Source organism: Exiguobacterium sp. LL15, from assembly GCF_024436095.1.
Lineage (GTDB): Bacteria > Bacillota > Bacilli > Exiguobacteriales > Exiguobacteriaceae > Exiguobacterium_A > Exiguobacterium_A indicum.
In genome coordinates this window covers 143761-165244 of record NZ_JANFNX010000004.1, presented here as the reverse complement: position 1 = coordinate 165244, position 21484 = coordinate 143761, and the positions used below count along the sequence as shown (strand labels likewise).

Here is a 21484-nt window from a genome sequence, read left to right as displayed (position 1 = left end):
CAACAGCTTCCAAACTAATTGTAAGATGGTAAAAATACGCTTACAACAGGAGGAGACAGGATGGAACAAACAGTGCGTGAAAGATTGATCGCGATTGCTGCCAAAAAAGAGAAAGCAGCCGTCGTCTATCAGAATATTTCAGTCATTGATGTCATGACACGTGAGACATATACAGCAGATGTAGTGATTGATTCAGGCTATATTGCGGCTGTCGGAGAGGGGTATGAGGGAATCGAGAATCGTCCGGGAGAAGGACTTTTCATCGCACCAAGTTTCGTCGATGCCCACGTCCATATTGAATCATCGATGGTGCCACCGAGTGAGTATGAGCAAGCGATTCTACCATTAGGTGTCACGACGATCATCGCCGATCCGCATGAGATCGCGAATGTCAAAGGAGCGAAAGGATTATCCTTCATGCTAGACGATGCTGAAGGTCTCGCCCTTGATGTCCGCATGATGCTACCGAGCTGCGTACCGGCCACTTCGTTTGAACACGCGGGAGCATCTCTTGATGCGGCGGCACTTGCACCGTTCGTCGATCATCCTGGTGTCCATGGTTTGGGAGAAGTCATGGATTATCCAGCGGTCGAACGAGCCGATCACGATATGCTCAAAAAAATTAAACAGATCGAAGACGCAGGAAAACTGGTCGATGGTCATGCGGCGGGACTCGGACCACGCGAAATTAACATTTATGGTGTCGCCGGAATTCGAACGGATCATGAATCCGTCAGTAAGGAAGATGCGATCGCCCGAGCACGTCGTGGTCTGTATGTCGAAGTACGGGAAGGTTCGGCAGCTCGAAACTTAAAAGAAGTACTCGATGCTGTGACGGAAAGCAATGCGAGCCGTTTCCTCTTCTGTACGGATGATAAACATTTGGACGATACATTACGCGAAGGTACGATCGACTATAATATCCGCTATGCGATTCGTCATGGGATTAAACGCGAGACAGCATATGCGATGGCATCGTTGCATGCGACGAATGCCTATCGTCTGGACGATCGTGGAGCTATCGTGCCGGGACGCCGGGCGGACTTCGTCCTGTTATCCGATGCCGATAACGTCGTGATTGACGAGGTTTATATTAAAGGTGAGTGTGTCGCACGAGCAGGAAAAACGACCCGAACAGTACGGCGCGCGCATGTTCCAGAATCGTTACGAGGTGCATTGAATACAAAACCGATTACGCCGGAAGTATTTGCGCTGCCACTTGAATCATCACGGGCGCATGTGATCGGAGTCATTCCAAAAAGCATCGTCACGGAACATCTGGTTCTCGACGTTCCGCTTCAAGACGGACATTTCGTGCCTGTACCGGAGCAGGATCTCTTAAAGATTGCTGTCATTGAACGGCATCACGGCACATCCTTCTCGGCAGTCGGGATCGTCAAAGGTTTCAAGATGAAACGCGGAGCGATTGCGGCGACTGTTGCCCATGATTCGCACAACCTCGTCATCGTTGGCGCTTCAGACGAAGAGATGCAACTCGCTGCGGAACGTCTCGTCCAAGCGGGTGGGGGAGTCATTGCCGTCAATGGGCAAGAGGTACTTGCTGAGTTACCGCTTGAAATCGCTGGACTGATGACGAATCGTCCCTTCCAAGAAGTTGGAGATACACTCGAAGCATTGAATGATGCCCTCGATGTGTTAGAGGCGGATCGTTCCTTTAATCCCTATTTGACGATGTCATTCCTTTGCTTACCGGTCATTCCGGAATTAAAGCTGACCGACAGTGGATTATTCGATGTGAAACACTTCCAGCATATTTCAGTACAAGCAGACTGATGTCCGTCGCGAGTCTGAGTCTCTTTCCGGGACTCAGACCGTTTTGTGTTAGGAATAGATGATCTAAAATCAAAGAAAGGAACTTTACAAAACGGCTAAAATTCCTTAATGAAACTTAATAGTTTGGATGTTGAATCATTTTGGAAAGCTTGTTATAGTAAGGTCTATATCATTTGTGAGAATTCTCACTTTCTATGAAACTTTTATCTAAAAGGTTCGTAGAAAACAGTAGGACAACAAGGTTAGAAAGGAGATCATCATTATGGATAAGACATATTTTGAAGGGCACGAAGCTTTGATTGCGGATGTCTATCGTTCATTTACGCGTCAGTTCCATGCGTTACCAACACATCGACGAACAAAACGTCAGTTGCGAAATCTTGCATTCTCCGTCATTCGTCAAGCTCGACCAACGTATGAGGAACGCACCGTTCTTTATGCTTACTTCGCTGAATTCTTCCGAGCAGTTGAGGAAGGACAGGATGAAGAGATTGCTTTTTATAAACAAATCGCACAGTAAAGACCCCCGATGGCTCCGTCAGAAGGGGTCTTTGTTGTTTTCTGAGAACCGCGTTGGAAAATAAAAAAACAAGTAGGGAACGAGATCCGCTACTTGTTCATCAATATTCTAAAGGGTTATTTTAATTCCATCCATTTAAAGCTCATATCGGCACCGAATGGGTGACGGTATAATTTATCAATGTTTGTCCGTTGCAAGTAAGCTTCACCTTTTTGGTAGATCGGCGCAATCGCGTAGTCATCTGTTAGCAAGATTTTTTCAGCTTCTTGCATATCAGACCAACGCTTCGCTTCATCGGCTTGTTGTTTCGCTCCTTTGATGAGATCATCGAACTTTTTGTTCGAGTATTCCATCCGGTTGAAGCTTCCGCCTGTCAACCACATGTCGAGGAACGTCATTGGATCCTGATAGTCAGGTCCCCATCCAGCTGCAGAGATGTCATAATCACCCTTCGATTCGAGATCGAGGAAGTTTTTGAATGGTTGTTGTTTGATATTGATCGTCAAACCAGGAAGATGTTTCTCTAGGTCACCTTTTAAGTACTCAGAGACTTTCTTGAAAGCATCTTCATCCCGTGAGAGCATGCTGAGTTCAACTGTTTTGACACCAAGTTCCTTCAAACCAGCATCCCAAGCTTTTTTCGCTGCATCTGCATCGTAGCTTTGAAGATCCGGATACTTCGTACGGAAGTCTTCGCCATCTGGTGTAAATGTGAAATCCTTCGCAACGATAAAGTTCGCTGGTTTTGATCCATCGTTTAGGATGACATCGGTAATCCCTTGCTTCTCAAAACCGAGTGCAAGTGCTTTACGAATGTTTTTGTTTTTCAATGCTTTATTCTTTTGGTTAAAGCGAAGGAAGTTGATCCGAGCATCTGGACGAGTCTTGTAATCCTCTGATTTTTCGTACTGTGAGACGAACTCCGATGTAATCGGTGCAAAATCGACTTCTTTTGATTCAAAGAGGTTGACGCCAGTCGAAATCTCTTTGACGACTTTAACGTTAATTTGATCCATCTTGACGCTTGCTTTATCCCAGTAATCCGGATTTTTCTTATATGTCCACCCAGCGTTCGCTTGCCACTTATCGAGTACGAAAGGTCCGTTGAAGACCATTGTATCAACACTTGTCGCAAACTTATCGCCTTTATCTTCGACGAATGATTGCTTTAATGGTAAGTACGTTGGGAAACTCGTTAAGCCAAGGAAGTAAGGAGCAGGAGCTTCGAGTTGTACTTCAAGTGTTTGGTCATCGACTTTCTTGACACCGAGTTCATCGAGTTCAGCGTCTCCAGCCATGATTTTATTGGCGTTTTTCAAATCTTGTAAAATGTACGCGTATTCTGCTGCTGTCTTTGGATCAAGTGCACGTTTCCAAGCATAAATGAAATCATCTGCTGTGACAGCTGATCCATCTGACCATTTCGCATCTTTACGCAATTTGAACGTGTATGTTTTTTTATCGTCTGATACTTCGACACTTTCTGCGATTCCAGGTGTTGGCTTATTATCGCCGTCAAGACGATAGAGTCCTTCAAAGACGTTGTTCGTAACAATGATGGAAGTCGAGTCCGTCGTTTTCGTCGGATCGAGCTGAGGTACATCTGTCGTCGAAACGAGCGTGACTTCCTTTTTCTTATTTTTCGAATCCGAGCCGCTTGCATTCTCATCATTTCCTTGCCCGCATGCAGCGACAGCAAGTAGTGCAATGCTGGATAGTCCAGCAAAAGCAATTTTCGATGGTTTATTCATGGAACGATGACCCCCCGAGAGTTAGTTTTAAATATTTCAGAAAAATGTGAACATATTGTTAATTTAAGTGAAAGTGATTAAAAATGCAACATAAATTTTCAGATAATTCTTACTGATCAAGGTCTATATCCTTAATTCCAAGTGATTTTAAATAGTCATAAAGTAGGAATAGGGTCAGCGAATGAGGGGAATACATCCGTAATGTTAATCGAATTGGATTTCCTCGCATGCGTATATTCGTAATCCGAACACCTTTTTGTTCAAGGGCGAAGATGATGTCGGATGGATCAAGATCGGCGGGAAGAAGTAAATGTGCGACGAGGACGTTCGCTTCAAATCGACTATTGTTGATGTGACGCATCATCCAAGTCAGACCTTCTAATAGGAAAAAGAGAAAGAGAACGAGAAAAATCGATTCCCAAATGAATCCGGCACCGACAGCAATCCCAATCCCACTTGCACTCCATATAATGGCGGCAGTTGTTAGTCCGCTGACGATATCATGTGGTCGTCGTAAGATGACACCAGCTCCGATGAATCCGATTCCGGTAATGATTTGCGCGACAAGGCGCATCGGATCCATCTGGACATGAGTCGCCATATCGTGATAGAGCAGGACGGATTTTATAGAGACAATGGTTAAAAGACAGCTGATGAGGGTAATTACGAGGCTAGTGCGTATACCGACCGGTTTATTTTTAATTTCACGCTCGAATCCGATGAAAATTCCAAGTGTAGCAGCCAATAGGAGTTTTAGAAGGTCTTCGAGCTGAAATACATGAATCCAGTTCATTCGTCTCAAATCCTTTCTTTACTTTAGAAGGTGATTTGTTATAATGACTTTTGTGTCTTTCGAATGAATATACGTAAGATGTAATAGATATACGGAAAAAGGAAGTGTCTCATCATGAATCAGCAAAAAATCGGCTTCTTTGCGCTCGCGGCAATGGTCATCGGGTCCATGGTCGGTGGAGGAGCTTTTAACCTCCCTGGTGCAATGGCCCAAAGTGCAAGTGCAGGACCTATCCTCATCGGATGGAGTATAACGGGGATCGGAATGATCATGCTCGCGTTAGTATTCCAGCATCTCGCCAATAGTAAACCAGAGCTCGAAGGCGGCATTTATGCCTATGCGCGTGAAGGATTTGGACGTTTTGTCGGCTTTAACAGTGCGTGGGGATACTGGGTATCGGCGTGGATTGGAACGGTTGCGAATATCACGCTCGTGTTTAATGCGATTAGTTATTTCTTCCCGATTTTCGCAGCAGAAAATCGAATATTCCTCCTTTTGATGAGTGTGGTCGTCATTTGGGGATTGTTCTGGCTCGTCTCAAGCGGAATCAAGGAAGCGACACTCGTCAATTTGATTACGACGATTGCAAAGCTCGTTCCGATTTTGATTTTCATCCTTTTAGTAGGAATTGCCTTTAATATCAAAACGTTTAATTTAGATATTTGGGGAAAGGGAACAGAACTCGGTTCGATCTTCGATCAGGTAAAAGGAACGATGCTCGTCACGCTTTGGGCGTTCGTTGGTATTGAAGGGGCAGTCGTCTTGTCGAGTCGTGCTAAAAATCGAAGTGATGTCGGAAAAGCGACGGTAACAGGACTCGTTGGAGTGTTAGTCATCTATATCTTGATTTCTGTTCTATCACTCGGAGTGCTTAGTCAAGAACAACTAGCTGGATTAAAAGAACCGACGATGGCGTATGTATTAGAAGCAGCGATTGGACCAATCGGTGCGACGATCATCATGATCGGTTTGATTATTTCACTATCTGGCGCACTTCTCGGATGGACGATTCTCGCATCAGAAATATCGTATCTTGTGGCGAAAGACGGTGCGTTTCCGAAAGCATTCGCAAAAACGAATCGAAAAGGAGCTCCAGTCGGTGCGCTGTTGATTACACAGATCGCGACACAAGTCGTCGCAGGAATCGCGCTTTTCTCAGCGCAAACCTATCTTGTCTTATCGAGTATCGCCGGGATTTGTGCGTTATTACCGTACCTATTATCAGCGTTGTATAGCATTCGGACATCGCGCGAAGAACGCAATCAGAAAATGTTACTTTTCTCTGTCATCGCATCAGCGTATTCGATTTGGCTCGTCTATGCGTCGGGTATCTGGTACATCGTCATCGCGGCATTAGTCTATGCTCCAGGGATTCTCGCGTACGCGTTAGCAGAGCGAGAACAGCAACGGACGGGCATGTCACGTTATGAGTGGATTGCTAGTATGATCCTCGTTGTCTTAGCAGGAGTAGCCGTTTACGGAATGGTTGTAGGAGAAATTCAGTTGTAAGAAATGATATGCAAAAGAAGTCACGGTGATTGTTATCCACCGTGACTTCTTTTTTGATTAAGGTGCTAAGAATCGTTTTTCGATATCCTGTACAGATAGAGGTTCAGAGAAAATAAACCCTTGCATATGCTGACACGATGTTGTTTTTAGATAATCTAACGCGTGTTCTGTCTCAACACCTTCAGCGACAAGATTCAACTCTAAGTTGTGACCAAGTTGAATGATGGAATCCAGCAAGGCATGGTCATTTTTCGCCAGACCATCAATGAATACTTTATCAATTTTTAATTCGTCGATTGGAAAAGCACTGAGATACTGTAAAGAAGAATAACCGGTACCGAAATCATCGATCGATAAACGGAAGCCGAACGACTTGATGAGGTGCATACGTTCGACCGTTCGTTGCGTCTGTAAAATCGCAATATTCTCTGTCATCTCCAGCGTAACGGAAGATGGTGAAACGAGTCGCTCCGTTACGATATGTTGCAACGTTCGAATAAAAGAGTCACTTTGGAACTGATGCGGTGAAATATTGATTGCCATCGTCAGTTCAGGATTAATCGTCTGTTGCCACTTCGCGAGCTGTTCACATGCTTCAATGATGACCCAGTTGTTGATTGGTGTGATCAGTGAAGCTTCTTCAGCGAGTGGGATGAATTCATCTGGTGGAATACTCCCGAGTGCCGTGTGATTCCAGCGTAATAACGCTTCGAAGCCTTTAACGGCTTGTGTCTGAATTTCAATGACTGGTTGATAAGCAAGATATAGGGATTGATCTTCGAGTGCCGTGAAGAGGGAACGTTCGAGTTGGATTTTCCGTGTGAACTGTGTGTCCATCTCGTGTGTTAAGTACTGAATCGTTCCGGTACCAATTGATTTTCCTGCATATAGAGCAGTTTCAGAGCGGCGGTATAAATCTTCCAGTGTTTTTGCTTCCGACGGATAGACGGTGATCCCGAATGTACAAGAAACGATGAGTGAATGACCGTTAATGTAATAAGGACGCTGCAGTGCTTGTTGTAACTTTCGAGCATACTGAAAAAGTAGATTGCTCGACGGTGCAGGTAACAAGACACCAAACAGATCACTCGTCGGATGAAAAGCAAGTACATCTGTCGTATGTTGCAAAAGACGCGTTGCCATTGCTTGAAGAAGTTGATCGCCGACATGTGTTCCAAACGAATCGTTGATGACTTTGAAACGATCGATATCGAACAAAATGAGTGCAACGGGATCATGTGATCCAGCAGAGCGGAATAAGGATTCTCCTTCGCGTAAAAATCCACGTTTATTCAATAAATGCGTCATCTCATGATGATGCACTAAAAAATCAAGTTCTTCTTCAAGCGCAGTTGTTTCCGTGATGTCGTTGCCGATGAACAGGTGCTGAAAACGAACGCCGTTCGCATCATAAATTGGAATCAATGTCGCTTGGAGATGTTTTCGTTCGCCCGTTTGCGAAGTGAGGCTAAGGCGACCAGACCAGGCTTTTCGTTCACGAAGTTGTGCACGAATCTCCGAAACGACGGGACTGGATGGGTCTAAGATGAGCGACCATGGTTGGTTGAGAAGCATCTCAGAACAATATCCTGTCACATCGATGAGTTGATCATTCGCGTACGTGATCGTTCCTCGTGCATCGAAGACAGCGACAGAAGCAATCTGATCGAATGCATAGCGCAAATCCATCAATCCTTGGAAGAGTGGTTTCATGTTCGTTTGTTGCTCAGCTGAAGGGATACAGCAAGCAAAAGCGGCAATAACGGTTCCTGTATCATCAAGTAAAGGAGACAGAAGGAGAGTTGATGTTACAGAAGTGCCCGTCTTATGCAATAAGGAGGCATTCGGTAATTGGACCGATTGACGGCGTTCCAAGAAGGCACGCCAAATCTGATGACTGAATGCCATGTCTTCCTGTTCAAGAAGTGGAACAGTCTGATCCACGACTTCTTGTTGTGTCCAGCCCCACTGGCTTTCGGCTAGTTCATTCCAAGAACGGATGGTCAAATCAGTATTCAGGATGAAAGCGGGTAAAGGGAATTCTTGAATGACGACTTCATAGGAATCAATGGTCGAACGATCCATTACGTGCGCACGCTCCTTTATGATGAAAAGAGATGACGGTTCACTTGTCTTGTCTTTTCCCAATATATTCAATTCTTACGCATCGTAATCCTCTAGGTTATACATTTTTTAGATGAAGATTATACAAGAAAATCTGCTATAATGATTTTGAAAGCGTTTTCTAAAGAGCTATAAGGGGGAATCTCGATGAATCAAACAGAGAAAATCATTCAACAGACAGAACAGTTCGGAGCACATAACTACCATCCACTCCCGATCGTCATTTCAGAAGCAGAGGGTGTCTTCGTAACGGATCCGGAAGGACGTCGTTATATGGATATGTTGAGCGCTTACTCAGCTGTCAACCAAGGGCATCGTCATCCGAAAATCATCGAGGCTCTAAAACGACAGGCGGATAAGATCACGTTGACGTCACGCGCCTTCCACAATGATCAACTGGGCTTTTTCTATGAAAAAGTAGCACAACTGACGGGTAAAGACATGGTATTACCGATGAATACAGGTGCGGAAGCTGTTGAGACAGCAGTAAAAGCAGCACGACGCTGGGCATATGAAGTCAAACAAATCCCAGGTGATGCTGAAATCATCGTTTGTGAAGGAAACTTCCATGGTCGGACGATGACAGCCGTCTCAATGTCAACGGAAGCAGAATACCAACGGGGATTTGGACCGCTTCTTCCTGGAATCAAGACAATTCCATACGGCGATCTTGAGGCATTAAAACAGGCGATCACTGAGAATACAGCGGCATTCATCTTGGAACCAATTCAAGGCGAAGCAGGCATCTTAATTCCTTACGATGGTTTCTTAAAAGATGCGCAAGAAGTTTGTCGTGCGCAGAATGTTCTGCTCGTATCGGATGAGATTCAATCTGGACTAGGCCGTTCTGGCAAATGGTTCGCCTCTGATTGGGACGAAGTGACGCCAGATATGTATATCCTCGGTAAAGCACTGGGTGGTGGTGTATTCCCGATCTCATGTGTGGCTGCGAATAAAGATGTCCTTTCCGTCTTCAATCCAGGATCACACGGCTCGACGTTCGGTGGAAATCCACTCGCTTGTGCCGTCTCGATTGCTTCACTTGAAGTATTAGAAGACGAAAAGTTACCGGAACGTTCACTCGAACTCGGTACGTACTTCATGGAGAAATTAAAACAAATCAACAACCCGATGATTAAAGAAGTACGTGGACGTGGATTATTCATTGGTGTTGAATTAACAGAAGCAGCGCGACCATATTGCGAAGCGTTGAAGGAAAAAGGCTTGCTCTGTAAAGAAACACATGAGACAGTCATTCGTTTTGCACCACCGCTCGTCATCACAAAAGAAGAGTTGGATTGGGCGTTCGAACGGATTGAACAAGTATTAGGTGTTTCCGTCGCCCAGTAAAAAGAATAGCTTTAGATTAAACAACAGTGGACAGGACGTTCACTGTTGTTTTTGTTTAGGTAAGTGTCGGTTTTGATACAGGAAACGTTTGAAAATCAGTGACAAGGGAACAGACAACTATCGCAAAAAAAACTTTTAAATGGGGGTAATGGTTATGTCAAACAACAGTGGTCTCAATAAAAAAGTAGATGGTCTCGTCGATAAAGTAGCGGGTAAAGCAAAAGAAGCGCTTGGGAAAGCAACAGGCGATAAATCGACAGAGCGCGAAGGTAAAAAAGATCAAGTAAAAGGCGAGGCGAAGAAAACAGTCGGTAACGTCCAACAAAATTTTGAAGATACAAATCGCCGCTAAGACCGTTGAAATTAAATAGAAAAACCGGACTGGAGAATGACTCTAGTCCGGTTTTTAGCGTCTGCTATAATGAATTTTTATATCAATAAAAAAAGATAATGAATAATTTGTATAAAGGTCTAGTCATTTAGATGTTTATGTGGAATAATAAAAAACGTAAAAGCGTTTACATTGTTCTGTCATTATCGTTTATTCAAGAAAGGGTGAAAGGTATGTTGCAGTTTCTACAACGCATTGGTAAAGCCTTGATGTTACCAATCGCAGTATTACCGGCTGCCGGAATCGTACTCCGATTAGGTTCAGCGGATATGTTAGATATTCCGTTGATGGTAGCAGCAGGAGGGGCTATTTTTGATAACCTGCCATTGATCTTTGCCATTGGTGTCGCGATTGGTCTATCGATCGATGCGAGCGGGGCAGCGGGTCTTGCCGGGGCCATCGGGTATCTCGTCTTAAAGAATGGCGTCGACTCGATGAACAAGGATTATTCCAGCGCACAAATTCAGGCAAAGTATGATGCGATCGCGGCGATCGTCAATGATTCCTCGACCAAGGTCGACGGAGCGACACTTGGTTCGATCGCGAATCAGGCGACACTCGGTTCGACCGTTAATATGGCGGTATTTGGTGGAATCATCGCGGGTATCGTCGCAGGACTTCTATACAATCGGTTCTATAACATTAAGTTACCGGATTGGTTAGCATTCTTTGGTGGTCGTCGTTTCGTTCCAATCATTACATCAGCGGTCATGCTCGTACTTGCTTTCATCTTTGGTTATGTCTGGCCGTTCATCGAGCAAGGCATCAACGGTGCTGGTGAATGGATGGTTGGTCTTGGTGCAGGAGGCGCTGCTCTATTTGGGTTCTTTAACCGTCTCTTGATTCCTGTCGGCTTACACCACGTCTTAAATAATATTTTCTGGTTCGTCTTCGGTTCATATGAAAAAGCAGATGGTACGGTCGCGAATGGTGACATCGCGCGCTTCTTCGCTGGAGATCCGACAGCTGGGATTTATCAAGCGGGCTTCTTCCCAATCATGATGTTCGCCTTACCGGCTGCAGCTTTTGCGATCGTCATGGCTGCGCGTAAGGAAAATCGAAAAGCAGTTGCTGGAGCGATGATTGGTCTTGGATTGACGTCCTTCTTGACAGGTATCACGGAACCGATCGAGTTCTCGTTCATGTTCTTATCACCTGTTTTATATGTCATTCATGCAGTTTTAACAGGTCTATCGATGGCCATCGTTAACTTACTTGGTATTTTACATGGCTTCTCCTTCTCGGCTGGTTTCATTGATTATGCCTTGAACTTCGGGATTGCCACAAAACCATTACTTCTCATCCCGGTTGGTCTCGCGTTCGCGGTCGTCTACTACTTCCTGTTCTACTTCATGATCACGAAATTTGATTTGAAAACACCAGGTCGTGAAGATGAATCGCTCGTCACAGACACGGGAGTCGTTTTGACAGATTCAGACGATAAATATGAGCAACAAGCAGCACGCATCTTTGCGGGACTAAAAGGAACAGAAAATGTCACGTCGATTGACAATTGTGCGACACGTTTACGTCTTCAAGTCAAAGATCCAAACATCATTGACGAAGCAGCGATTAAAGCGGCTGGAGCAAAAGGTGTCATGAAGATGGGGGCGACTAGCGTTCAAATCATCATCGGCACGGACGTCGAGTTCGTTGCGGATGCGATGAAACGACAGAAGTAAAGAAAACGACCTTTCCTGAGCTCAGGAAAGGTCGTTTTGCTGTACGTTCGCAACAGATGCTGTTTTGCTTGAGCGATAAATTGGATAAAAGATTCCGATCAAGATGATGACGATCCCGATCCATTGGGAACTCATCAGATGTTCTCCTAAAATTAAGACGGAACAGATGACTGCTGTCGGTAGTTCAGCCGCTCCAAGTAAAGAAACGCTTGCTGGGGAGAGATGAGGTGCGCCAGCAGCAAATAAGAGCGGTGGTAAAATCAACGCGAACAGACCGAGCGGAATCGCGTATAACAGAAGTCCATTTTCGAAGTTCGCAGACGACAAGAATGTTGTCGGTGGATACATCGTCATGACGAAAGCAAGACCACCTGTCATCATGTAAAAACTTTTCTTAATGACGGGTAAATGATTGGCGATGCGTCCGCTGGCGAGTAAGAAAATCGAGAAGCTGACAGCCGCTCCAAGACCGAATAATGTTCCACGCAGGTCGAGTGGGCTCGAGTAAGCAGCACTCGCAAGAATGGCTCCACCAATCAATAGAATCGCAGACAAGAAGTGTGCGCGAGATGGTAAGCGTCTGAATGCGAGCGCATCGATGATGACTCCGATCCAAGTAAATTGGAATAAGAGAATAATTGCAACGGATGCGGATACGGTTTGAAGACTTTGATAGTACAGATAACCAGTTGTACCACTTGAGATACCGATCAGCATGAGAAGACCAGCTGTTTTGAGATCGAGACGAAGATTTTTCGTAAATAAGGCAAGTCCGAAAATCATCAGCCAGCCGAAGAAAAATTGACTACCTGAAACGGCTGCTGAGTTGAATCCAGCAGCATAAGCGAGTTTGACGATCGTTGAGAGGACACCATAACTGATAGCGCCGATGAGAACGAATAAAGTGGCTTTTGAGCGATGCATGAATAATTTCCCTCCATTTTTAGTAAAAACCACACAAAAAAGGTTGCAACGGGGCCTTGTCCAGGTTTTTTGGACAGGGTTTGGTTGCAACCTGTGTGATTTATTGAGTTGATGTGTCGAGCAAACGATACAGCCGGGTTTTCGTTTGATTATACTGAACGGTCAGCGTATTCCACTTCTTTAATGACGCGGTAGCTTTCCGTGTTAAACGATTTAAATCCGCTGTTGACTCATCAATCTTAACGAAATCCGGTTTTTTCGTCAAGCGTGAAAGCACTTTCTTTTCGGCGTCCATCGCTTGTCGATACGTTTTCGAGAACGTTTGAAACGTCTGCTGGCGTTCCTTGATGATTGTCACTAAGGCAGTTCCTTCTGTTTTTGCTTTACCATCAAGTTGGTTGACAGCATCCTGCAATTCTTCAAGATCAAGTTCAGCGTACGTTTCTTTACGTAACGTTTCTTCTTGTTTCAATAAAGCAAGCCGTTCGTCATTTAAGGCTTCTAATTCCTCTCGTTCATTTTGAGAGCGTTTGATTTCTTCAGCACCTGCATCAAGAACGGCTTGATACGTATTAACTGAAATTTCGTCCTTACGAGCACGTTGATCAGCTAGCGTGAATGCTTTCTCTTCACCTTTGACTTGTTGCTCTAGCTGTTCATGAAGAGAGGTTGGTGAATCGTTGGAACAGGCAGCGAGTCCAAAGCTCGACAGGAACAGTACTGCTACGAATGTTTTTTTCATCTGGATAGTAACTCCTTATAAATTCGAGTGTTGCGCGAAGTTGTACGGAATATGGAAATCTTCATCATAAATCGCGAATTGATAGCCTTTTTTCTGAAGTCCGGCAACAATGGCTGGAAGTGCTTTGATGGCTTGTGGTTGTTCATGTAAGAGAATGATTTCAAACGGACGCTCTGCTCGCCGAATGACTGTATTCGCGACTTCTTTTGCACTATCTTTGTAATACCAGTCCATTGAATCGATCGACCAGTCCCACACACGGAAGTCTGCTGAATGAATGGCAGATGCCATTTTTTTTGTGATGCCTGGATCAGAGCCATAAGGTGGTCGTGTCAAATGTGGTGTTAGCTTCGTCAACTCATGGATTTTCTTCTGAACACTTTGCATCTCTGAGACATACTTTCCTTTTTCGTACAATGTATCGTAATCGTGTGTTTCCCCGTGTAATCCGATATAGTGTCCAGCTTTAGCAGCAGCTTTGACTTCTTGTGGAAAAGCATCTACTTGTGTTCCGAGATAAAAGAAAGTGGCACGAGTCTGAAGTTGATCCAATGTTCGAAGTAAGTCCGGTGTTAATGCGGATGGACCATCCTCGAATGTTAAATAAGCGACTTTTTTCGTCACACCATTCCATTTTTCCACGCGTGCTTTTTCCATATTGACGACAGGCACTTCAATAATGGATTTACCTGTCGTAATGGAATGTTGTTCAGGAGTAAAAACATATCGGAAAGCGACATATCCCCCAACTCCGAGAAAGACCAGTGTGAGAAGTAAGAAAAACTGAGGGAAAAACTTTCTTTTTTTTGTACGCGGTCGTGGACCGAGTTCGCTAGCGTGGCTTGAGGTAAATGGATCCATCGTTGTCTGTCGCTCCTTTTGTCAAAAATATCATATACAGATAATGTAACATTCTGACTGTTTCTTTTGTAACAAACAGATGACAAAAAGATGACGGAAAATCGATTTTTCTAAAAAATATTGATTTACTTAGAAAGAGTTTAAAAGAAATAAAAAAACAACCACTAAGTAAGTGATTGTTTCATGTATTATTTAGTGTTCTGTTACAGCACACTCATCGCATTCCGTTTGATAGGATTCACATTGTTCATCCATCTCTTTTCCGCAATGGGCACACGTCTTGACGGGAAGCTCACGATAGAATGCAGCAGATGCTTCTTGGTAAAGGGGTTGTTCCATGTGTTTTTCCTCCTTCAAAGTAAACGCAATGATCTTTTTTCTTGATTTTATTGTATTAGTACAGAAGTTGAATGTCAACTATTGTTTTATAACAGTAGATTCGTTTGAAGTATTGATAGAGGACAATGAAAATAAGACATGCTACGATATCTAAGTAATCTGATAATGATAAGGGGGATTTACACATGACACAGGCAACACTTGATACAATGCGTGTCTTAACAGAAAGACGTTCCGTTCGTCATTACGACGAAACGTTCAAGCTTTCAAAACAGGAAGTAGAAGAACTATTAGAATGGACGACAGCCGCGCCGAGTGCTTGGAATTTGCAACACTGGCATTTCACGGTCTTTCATTCGGAAGAAGCGAAGCAGCAGCTTGCACCGATCGCATACAATCAGCCGGCTATCACTTCGGCTTCAGCAGTCATTGCGATCTTAGGTGATGTTCAAGCTAATCGAAACTACAATCCAGTGTACGGTCCAGCAGTGGAAGCAGGTGGCATGACAGAGGATCTGTTTGATTCGATCAAGGCACAGGTAGAAGGCGCTTATCAAAGTGAGGCGTATGGACGCGACGCGGCTATGTCGAATGCGAGCCTTGCTGCGATGCAATTGATGCTTGCGGCAGAAGCGCGTGGATTATCAACACTCGCAATGGGTGGATTTGATCATCAACGTTTTGCGGAAACGTTCATCACCGAGTCACGGTATGTACCAGTCATGCTGATTGCTGTCGGAAAAGCGGTTGAAGATGCGAAAAAACGTCCGGCACTACGTTTACCGATTGATCGAGTATCAACCTTCCTGTAAGTCATTCAAAATGGGGGAAGCGGGGTGGATTCCCCCATTTTAAATTTTTTTATTTTTTTTCAGAAAAAGACTTGTCAGCCTTTTAGTTTCTTGATATATTAATACATGTCCTAGCAAGTACATAACGTACTGCAAACATGATTCTGTAGCTCAGCTGGGAGAGCGCTACCTTGACAGGGTAGAGGTCGCTGGTTCGAGCCCAGTCAGAATCATACCGAAAGCCCGCTTCTCCTTTAAAGGAAAAGCGGGCTTTTTTTTATTATTTCTTTATCTCATCCTCTGTGACCCATTTATGATTTTTCACCATCTCTCCACCGTCCGTTGGTTCATAGTTCACCATATAAACCGTCGTTTCTTTTACTTCGTCAATCGTCGCTTTAGCTCCATCCATACCCTTCATATGATCCGCTTTGACAGTCGCTTCATCACCAACTTGCAGTGGCTTAGTTGGAACGGGATCGAGTTCTTCCTGAATGACCCATTTATGATTTTTCACTATCTTTCCACCAGTAGTCGGTTTGTAACTAATCGCATAGACGACGGTATCACAAGCTCCCGCAATCGTTGCTTTAGCTCCGTTCATTCCATCCATATGATTCGTCGTCAACGTGACGTTGCTTCCTTTCGGATAAGTCGGATCACTGGCTTCCTTTAGACCAGACGGTATCTTTCCATCACTCGAATGCATCATATCTCCATGAGACATGTCGTGTGAGTCGCTATTGCTTCCTTCGTCATTTGAAGCGGATCCGCATGCACCGAGCCAAAGCGTAGAACTAAGAGCCAGTGCGGTTAACGTCAATGATTTTTTCATAATAAAACCCTCCTGAATTCACTAGTCTTTTTTACTATACCCAGCGTATGTGCAAATCGTGTGCAGATGAGGTGACAGTTTTGTTTGTCTGCGTCGATCGCGTTTTTTTTAGCTATACTAAAAGTGGAGAGGAAAAGGAGGAATCGTCATGCGTCGTATTTCATACTCGGTCGGAGGAATCGTGCTTGCGGCATTTTTAATTTGTGGCAGTGTGTTGTTTGGGACGTTGTATTATCAGTTATCTCAAACACGAACGCAGGAAGTAGTGGACGGTTTACTGAACCGAGGAAATACCCATCGTGATGTCCTTGTCGATTCCTATGACCAAACGACAATGCGCCATGTCAGCATGATGGAAGCAGATTCATCGTTTACTGTGGTGATCACTGATGCAGATGGAAAACAACTCGAAGCGTCACGACCTTTGTCGAATGAGATGAAAAGTGTGCTAGAGCATACGGATTTCGATTACCGTCAACAAGGAAAAATCGTGACGATGCGTGACTTTTTAATGACGGACAGTCCCATTACCATCGACGGGAAACATCGGGGGCATGTCTTCATGTTCGCTTCTAAAGCAATCGTAGATCACGTACTTGATCCGTTGAAACAGCAGTTTTTCCAAGTGGGTCTGCTCGCACTTTTATTAGCAGGTGCGGCAAGCATTTGGACGACCCGACTCATCTCTCGTCCGCTGGTTCAAATGGAAAAAGCGACGGCACGTCTATTAGATGGGGAAGATGGAGCGTTGCCGATTGATCGACAAGACGAACTGGGACAATTGGCGCGTTCGATTCAGCAATTAAAACAAGATCTCGATTTTTTGAATCGGGAACGATCCGAATTTTTAGCAAGCGTATCTCATGAACTACGAACACCATTGACATATATAAAGGGATACGCGGACATTCTCGAACGTCAAACGTTGACGCCGGATGAGCAACAACGCTACGTTACGATCATTCGAGAAGAAAGTCAGCAAATGAATGAATGGATTGAGCAATTATTTTGGTTAGCACGCATTGATGCGAATGCTTTTATGATGGAACGAAAACCTGTCGATGTCGAAGACTTGATTCATCAAGTGATACGATTGATGCGCCTGGACATCGAACAAGAAAATGTTTCGTTCGAGATAGAAGGTGAGCGAATAGAAGTGATGGGTGACGCTCAGCAGCTCCGCCAGATGATCGTGAATATCGTTGAAAATGCACGGCGACATACGACGTCGGGAAAAATTATCGTTCGTTATGGTGTCAACGCAGTAGGGGCTTTCATTCAAATCGAAGATACAGGAGAAGGGATCGCTGCAGAATCTTTACCTCATGTAACGAAACGGCTCTACCGAACGGAAGCATCTCGTTCTCGAAAACATGGAGGAACTGGAATCGGACTCTCCATCGTTGAAGCAATTGCTCAGACACATGGAGCAGAATTGAACATCAAGAGTCAACTTGGACATGGAACACAAGTGACACTGCAGTGGAAGGAGAAATAAAATGCCGCATGTATTGATCGTAGATGATGAACCAAGAATGCTTGAACTGCTCAAACTGTATATTCAGCCGTATGGGTACACGTGTCAGCTTGTGGATTCTGCGCAACAAGCTCTTGATCTCTGCCGTCAGCACGTATTCGACCTGATTTTACTAGATGTCATGATGCCGGATATGGATGGCTGGACATGTTGTCGTCTCATTCGAGAACACTCTAACATCCCAATCTTGATGGTTACGGCTCGGAATCAGCGGGAAGACATCATTCGGACACGAGAAGTAGGAGCGAATGATTACATATCAAAACCGATTCAAGAAGGGGAACTGATCGGGCGAATGGAAGTTTTATTACAGCAACAGTATGATGGTCTATCCTATGACCGGGAAAGCTATCGTTGTAGTTACCTCCAACAAAAGATTTCGTTAACGAAGACGGAGTTTGAGTTGTTAGGTGTATTTTTAGATTCTCCACGACGTGTTTGGACACGCGATCAACTAACGACGATGTTATGGGGAGCGGAAGCGTCTGTAGACGAGCGGACGATCGACTCGCATATCAGACATTTAAGAGAAAAACTACGTGTTTGCGGTTTTCCGATTGAACAGCATCTCGAAACAGTTCGCGGAATCGGATACCGATGGACACACCAATAAAGGGGAAAATCAAAACATGACGACACTCTATTTCGTACGGCACGCACACTCGACATATTCACCAGATGAACGGAAACGGCCACTTTCCGATAAAGGACGAGCAGATGCGATACGTTTACTTGAAACGTTTCAAGAAATTCCAATCGACAGGTTCTACAGCAGCCCGTATCAACGGGCGATCGAGACGATTGCACCGCTTGCGGAGGCACGTCAACAACCAATCATTGAGGTAGAGGAACTACGAGAGCGATTGTTAGCACCGGGAGAGCTTGACGATTTTCAAGCAGCGGTCACATATGTATGGCAACATCCGAATGAAAATCCGTATGGAGGCGAAACGAACAACGAAGCGTCGCAACGCATTCGGCCATTCATCGACGAACTAGTGGAGAAGCATCCTGACGAAATAGTCGTTCTTGGAACACACGGAAACATCATGGTGTTACTCTTAGAAACATTTGATTCGACGTTTGATTACGCATTTTGGAAATCCTTACCAATGCCAGCCGTATGTCGAATGGATGTGAGATTAGGAGAAAAGGCGGACATTCATGTCGTACCACTTTTGACAAATACAAAGTAAAAAAAGAGACGGAACTGATGAGTGAATCAGTTTCCGTCTCTTTTGTAATTGGAGAAATCTTAAGGCGTAGGAACAGCACCTTCATGTTTTCGGATCAAATCAGCTGTTAATTGACCGGACAAGGTGACCATTGGTACACCGCCGCCTGGATGTGTCGACCCACCAACGAAATAAAGTCCTTCGTACAAGTCACTCTTCGATGGAATCTTGAATCCACCATTTTTCTTCCGATCGGCTGCGACACCATAAATCGATCCACCGTTTGGACCGTATAATTCTTTCAAATCCTCTGGGGTAAAGCGATATTCAAACTCGATCGATTCCCGAAGTCCATGAAGTCCCATCCGCTCCAGTTTATCGAGAACGACTTCGCGGTACGCATCCCAGTCGACCTCACCTTTTTGAAGTGTTAGCGGTGGAACGTGTGTCAAGACGAATAAGTTATCCTTCCCTTCAGGAGCTTGGGAAGCGTCGGATTTTGACGAGACACCGACATAAATCGTTGGATCCTCTGGAGGAGTACCTTCTTTGAACATTTGGGCGAATTCACGCTCTGGATTTTCTGAGAAAAAGAAATTATGATGCGCTAGCCCGCGATACTCACGATTTACACCGAGCAATAGGACAAGACCTGAAACGGAAGGGGCAAACGACGCTTGTAATTTTTTTGCCTGTTTCCGGGCTTTTTTCTCCGGAACGATCCGTTCGTAAGTCGGGATGACCTCAAGGTTTGAGACGACGATGTCGGCTGCATGGAATGTTCCGTTTGATAGAACGCCCACCGCTTTTTTATTTTCAAGGACGATTTGTTCAACGGGGGAGTTGAGGTGAACTGTGACACGGAGCTCATCAAGTAACCGTTTCATGGCACGCGCGATTTGGTACATCCCACCTTTGACATAATAGATACCGAGACCCATTTGAACATAAATCATCTGATTGAAGACAGCAGGTGCCTGATATGGGTTGGAACCGACATACATGACCATATAGTTGAATAGCTGTTCGAGATACGGATCATTGAGATGTTTTTTGGTTCCGGTCGCAACGGTATTCATCGGGTCCATCTTTAATAAATCAGACATCGTATGGTATTTTTTTAAGTCCTTTAAATCTTCAAGACTGTATTTATAAAAACTGTCGAGGCACAAGTCGTACATTTGTTTGGAGTACCGGAACAATTCGACAAAATCAGCCCGTGACGAGACGTGCTCGACTTCTTCGAGCATTCCAGGTAAGTCACCTTTGACATCGATTTTTGTTCCATCCTCAAAGAATGTACGCCATTGCGGTTCAATGCGCTCGATTTCTAAGTAATCATCCAAGTTACGATGAACGCTTGAGAAGAGTTGTTCGAGTACCCAAGGCATCGTTAAGATAGAAGGACCTGTATCGAAAGTAAATCCCTTTCCACTACGTTGATTCAGTTTCCCTCCAACGTTCGCATTCTTTTCAAGCATCGTGACTGCATAACCATCTCCAGCCAAACGAATGGCAGCAGACATACCAGCAAGACCAGCTCCAATGACGATTGCACGTTTCTTCAAATGGATCACTTCTCCTTTAGTAGATGAATGGAATCAATCGTTTTCGTTTTGCAGCCCATACCGTATAGGCGGGTCCAAAACCTTTCGTTAACATCGCTTCTTCGATTCGAATCCGGTAGAGCAAGAAAATGAACATCAGAAGTCCGGAGAGAATGAAAAGTCCGAACTGACCGGTGAACAGGGGGAAGCTCATCGTAATCAACAACAACCCACTGTATAACGGGTGACGTAAAAAGCGATAGGGACCGCTACTGACGAGCTGATCACCAGACGCCACGACGACATGACGAGTGAACTGTTGTTTTAAGTGGAGAATTCCCCATAGGCGTAAGGAAACACCACACCATAATAAAATGCATGAAGAGATGCGCATGACAGAAGAAACAGTTTCATTCGCAAAGAGGAAAGCGCAGACGATCGTTCCGCTTAGGACAAGGAAAATCAAATAAAAACTAACTTGTTCTGCTGCGCCTGACTTAGACTCGGAGCGATTCCGGAAACGAATCATCTCGCCAATCCAGCAGATGCTACCGATACTGAAAATCCATTCCCAAAGTGACACGTACGCTACTCCTTTCTACATCAGAATCATGTTTCGAAAACGCATACATCGTTATTTACCCATTGTAATTCGTCCTTAAGCTACATTTAGAAAACTTCAGAAATACTTCATTTTCATGACAAGCATTCCGAAAGAACCATGTTTGAAAAAAAGAATGGTATTCTAATCTAAAATATGGAATGTAAATATTATTAGATGGAGTGAAAATCGAAAATGAAGAGAAAACAGATATTCAT

General features: G+C 44.5%; 20 protein-coding genes and 1 tRNA gene. 11 read left to right on the top strand and 10 right to left on the bottom strand.

What is annotated here, in order from left to right:
• Positions 1-60: 60 nt before the first annotated feature.
• Together ade and NOM72_RS15135 are read left to right on the top strand one after the other, a co-directional pair.
• Positions 61-1794 (top strand): adenine deaminase, encoded by a 1734-nt coding sequence (gene ade, locus NOM72_RS15140; RefSeq protein WP_255999424.1) that lies wholly within the window; start codon positions 61-63, stop codon positions 1792-1794.
• A 262-nt stretch (positions 1795-2056) separates the two neighbouring features.
• On the top strand, positions 2057-2314 hold the full coding sequence (locus tag NOM72_RS15135) for a hypothetical protein (RefSeq protein ID WP_023467133.1): 258 nt from the start codon (positions 2057-2059) through the stop codon (positions 2312-2314).
• Positions 2315-2430: 116 nt separating this feature from the next.
• Here NOM72_RS15135 and NOM72_RS15130 read toward each other — a convergent pair whose 3' ends face one another.
• Both NOM72_RS15130 and NOM72_RS15125 read right to left on the bottom strand, forming a co-directional pair.
• Positions 2431-4065, bottom strand: coding sequence for a peptide ABC transporter substrate-binding protein (locus NOM72_RS15130; protein WP_023467134.1), 1635 nt, complete (start codon positions 4063-4065; stop codon positions 2431-2433).
• A gap of 109 nt (positions 4066-4174) precedes the next feature.
• Positions 4175-4858 (bottom strand): MgtC/SapB family protein, encoded by a 684-nt coding sequence (locus NOM72_RS15125; RefSeq protein WP_255999423.1) that lies wholly within the window; start codon positions 4856-4858, stop codon positions 4175-4177.
• 111 nt (positions 4859-4969) lie between these two features.
• Here NOM72_RS15125 and NOM72_RS15120 point away from each other — a divergent pair, with 111 nt between their 5' ends.
• On the top strand, positions 4970-6367 hold the full coding sequence (locus NOM72_RS15120) for a basic amino acid/polyamine antiporter (RefSeq protein ID WP_200864055.1): 1398 nt from the start codon (positions 4970-4972) through the stop codon (positions 6365-6367).
• A 57-nt stretch (positions 6368-6424) separates the two neighbouring features.
• On the opposite strand, the gene NOM72_RS15115 is transcribed toward NOM72_RS15120, so the two are convergent.
• Positions 6425-8452, bottom strand: coding sequence for an EAL domain-containing protein (locus NOM72_RS15115; RefSeq protein ID WP_035398922.1), 2028 nt, complete (start codon positions 8450-8452; stop codon positions 6425-6427).
• A 186-nt stretch (positions 8453-8638) separates the two neighbouring features.
• On the opposite strand from NOM72_RS15115, the gene NOM72_RS15110 reads away from it, so the two are divergent.
• From NOM72_RS15110 to nagE, 3 genes are all read left to right on the top strand, one after another.
• Positions 8639-9841, top strand: a complete 1203-nt coding sequence (locus NOM72_RS15110; protein WP_023467138.1) for an ornithine--oxo-acid transaminase — start codon at positions 8639-8641, stop codon at positions 9839-9841.
• Between the two features lie 154 nt (positions 9842-9995).
• Positions 9996-10193 carry a CsbD family protein gene (locus NOM72_RS15105; RefSeq protein ID WP_023467139.1) on the top strand — a complete coding sequence of 66 codons (198 nt, stop codon included), beginning with the start codon at positions 9996-9998 and terminating at the stop codon, positions 10191-10193.
• Positions 10194-10405: 212 nt separating this feature from the next.
• The gene (gene nagE, locus NOM72_RS15100) at positions 10406-11914 is read left to right on the top strand and encodes an N-acetylglucosamine-specific PTS transporter subunit IIBC (RefSeq protein WP_035398909.1); all 1509 of its coding nucleotides are present in this window, start codon (positions 10406-10408) and stop codon (positions 11912-11914) included.
• A 21-nt stretch (positions 11915-11935) separates the two neighbouring features.
• On the opposite strand, the gene NOM72_RS15095 is transcribed toward nagE, so the two are convergent.
• From NOM72_RS15095 to yhfH, 4 genes are all read right to left on the bottom strand, one after another.
• Positions 11936-12838: an EamA family transporter gene (locus NOM72_RS15095; RefSeq protein WP_035398907.1), complete on the bottom strand. Its 903-nt coding sequence runs from the start codon at positions 12836-12838 to the stop codon at positions 11936-11938.
• A gap of 100 nt (positions 12839-12938) precedes the next feature.
• Positions 12939-13580, bottom strand: a complete 642-nt coding sequence (locus tag NOM72_RS15090) for a YkyA family protein (RefSeq protein ID WP_052017209.1) — start codon at positions 13578-13580, stop codon at positions 12939-12941.
• 15 nt (positions 13581-13595) lie between these two features.
• Complete coding sequence (locus tag NOM72_RS15085) at positions 13596-14237, bottom strand: polysaccharide deacetylase family protein (RefSeq protein WP_254606174.1); 642 nt, start codon at positions 14235-14237, stop codon at positions 13596-13598.
• 396 nt (positions 14238-14633) lie between these two features.
• The gene (gene yhfH / locus NOM72_RS15080; RefSeq protein WP_064505459.1) at positions 14634-14780 is read right to left on the bottom strand and encodes a protein YhfH; all 147 of its coding nucleotides are present in this window, start codon (positions 14778-14780) and stop codon (positions 14634-14636) included.
• Positions 14781-14965: 185 nt separating this feature from the next.
• Here yhfH and NOM72_RS15075 point away from each other — a divergent pair, with 185 nt between their 5' ends.
• Positions 14966-15592 carry a nitroreductase family protein gene (locus NOM72_RS15075; protein WP_035398905.1) on the top strand — a complete coding sequence of 209 codons (627 nt, stop codon included), beginning with the start codon at positions 14966-14968 and terminating at the stop codon, positions 15590-15592.
• A gap of 139 nt (positions 15593-15731) precedes the next feature.
• Positions 15732-15804, top strand: a tRNA-Val gene (locus NOM72_RS15070).
• Between the two features lie 47 nt (positions 15805-15851).
• Here the strand turns inward: NOM72_RS15070 and NOM72_RS15065 are convergent.
• Complete coding sequence (locus tag NOM72_RS15065; protein ID WP_255999422.1) at positions 15852-16406, bottom strand: YdhK family protein; 555 nt, start codon at positions 16404-16406, stop codon at positions 15852-15854.
• A gap of 148 nt (positions 16407-16554) precedes the next feature.
• Here NOM72_RS15065 and NOM72_RS15060 point away from each other — a divergent pair, with 148 nt between their 5' ends.
• Genes NOM72_RS15060 through NOM72_RS15050 form a run of 3 tightly spaced genes read left to right on the top strand, consistent with a single transcriptional unit; the run spans position 16555 to position 19139 of the window.
• On the top strand, positions 16555-17904 hold the full coding sequence (locus NOM72_RS15060) for a HAMP domain-containing sensor histidine kinase (RefSeq protein ID WP_255999421.1): 1350 nt from the start codon (positions 16555-16557) through the stop codon (positions 17902-17904).
• 1 nt (position 17905) lies between these two features.
• Positions 17906-18556: a response regulator transcription factor gene (locus NOM72_RS15055; RefSeq protein ID WP_023467148.1), complete on the top strand. Its 651-nt coding sequence runs from the start codon at positions 17906-17908 to the stop codon at positions 18554-18556.
• Between the two features lie 16 nt (positions 18557-18572).
• Positions 18573-19139: a histidine phosphatase family protein gene (locus tag NOM72_RS15050; protein WP_023467149.1), complete on the top strand. Its 567-nt coding sequence runs from the start codon at positions 18573-18575 to the stop codon at positions 19137-19139.
• A 59-nt stretch (positions 19140-19198) separates the two neighbouring features.
• On the opposite strand, the gene NOM72_RS15045 is transcribed toward NOM72_RS15050, so the two are convergent.
• Complete coding sequence (locus tag NOM72_RS15045) at positions 19199-20686, bottom strand: phytoene desaturase family protein (RefSeq protein ID WP_023467150.1); 1488 nt, start codon at positions 20684-20686, stop codon at positions 19199-19201.
• A 16-nt stretch (positions 20687-20702) separates the two neighbouring features.
• The gene (locus NOM72_RS15040; RefSeq protein ID WP_023467151.1) at positions 20703-21248 is read right to left on the bottom strand and encodes a methyltransferase family protein; all 546 of its coding nucleotides are present in this window, start codon (positions 21246-21248) and stop codon (positions 20703-20705) included.
• Between the last annotated feature and the right edge of the window lie 236 nt (positions 21249-21484).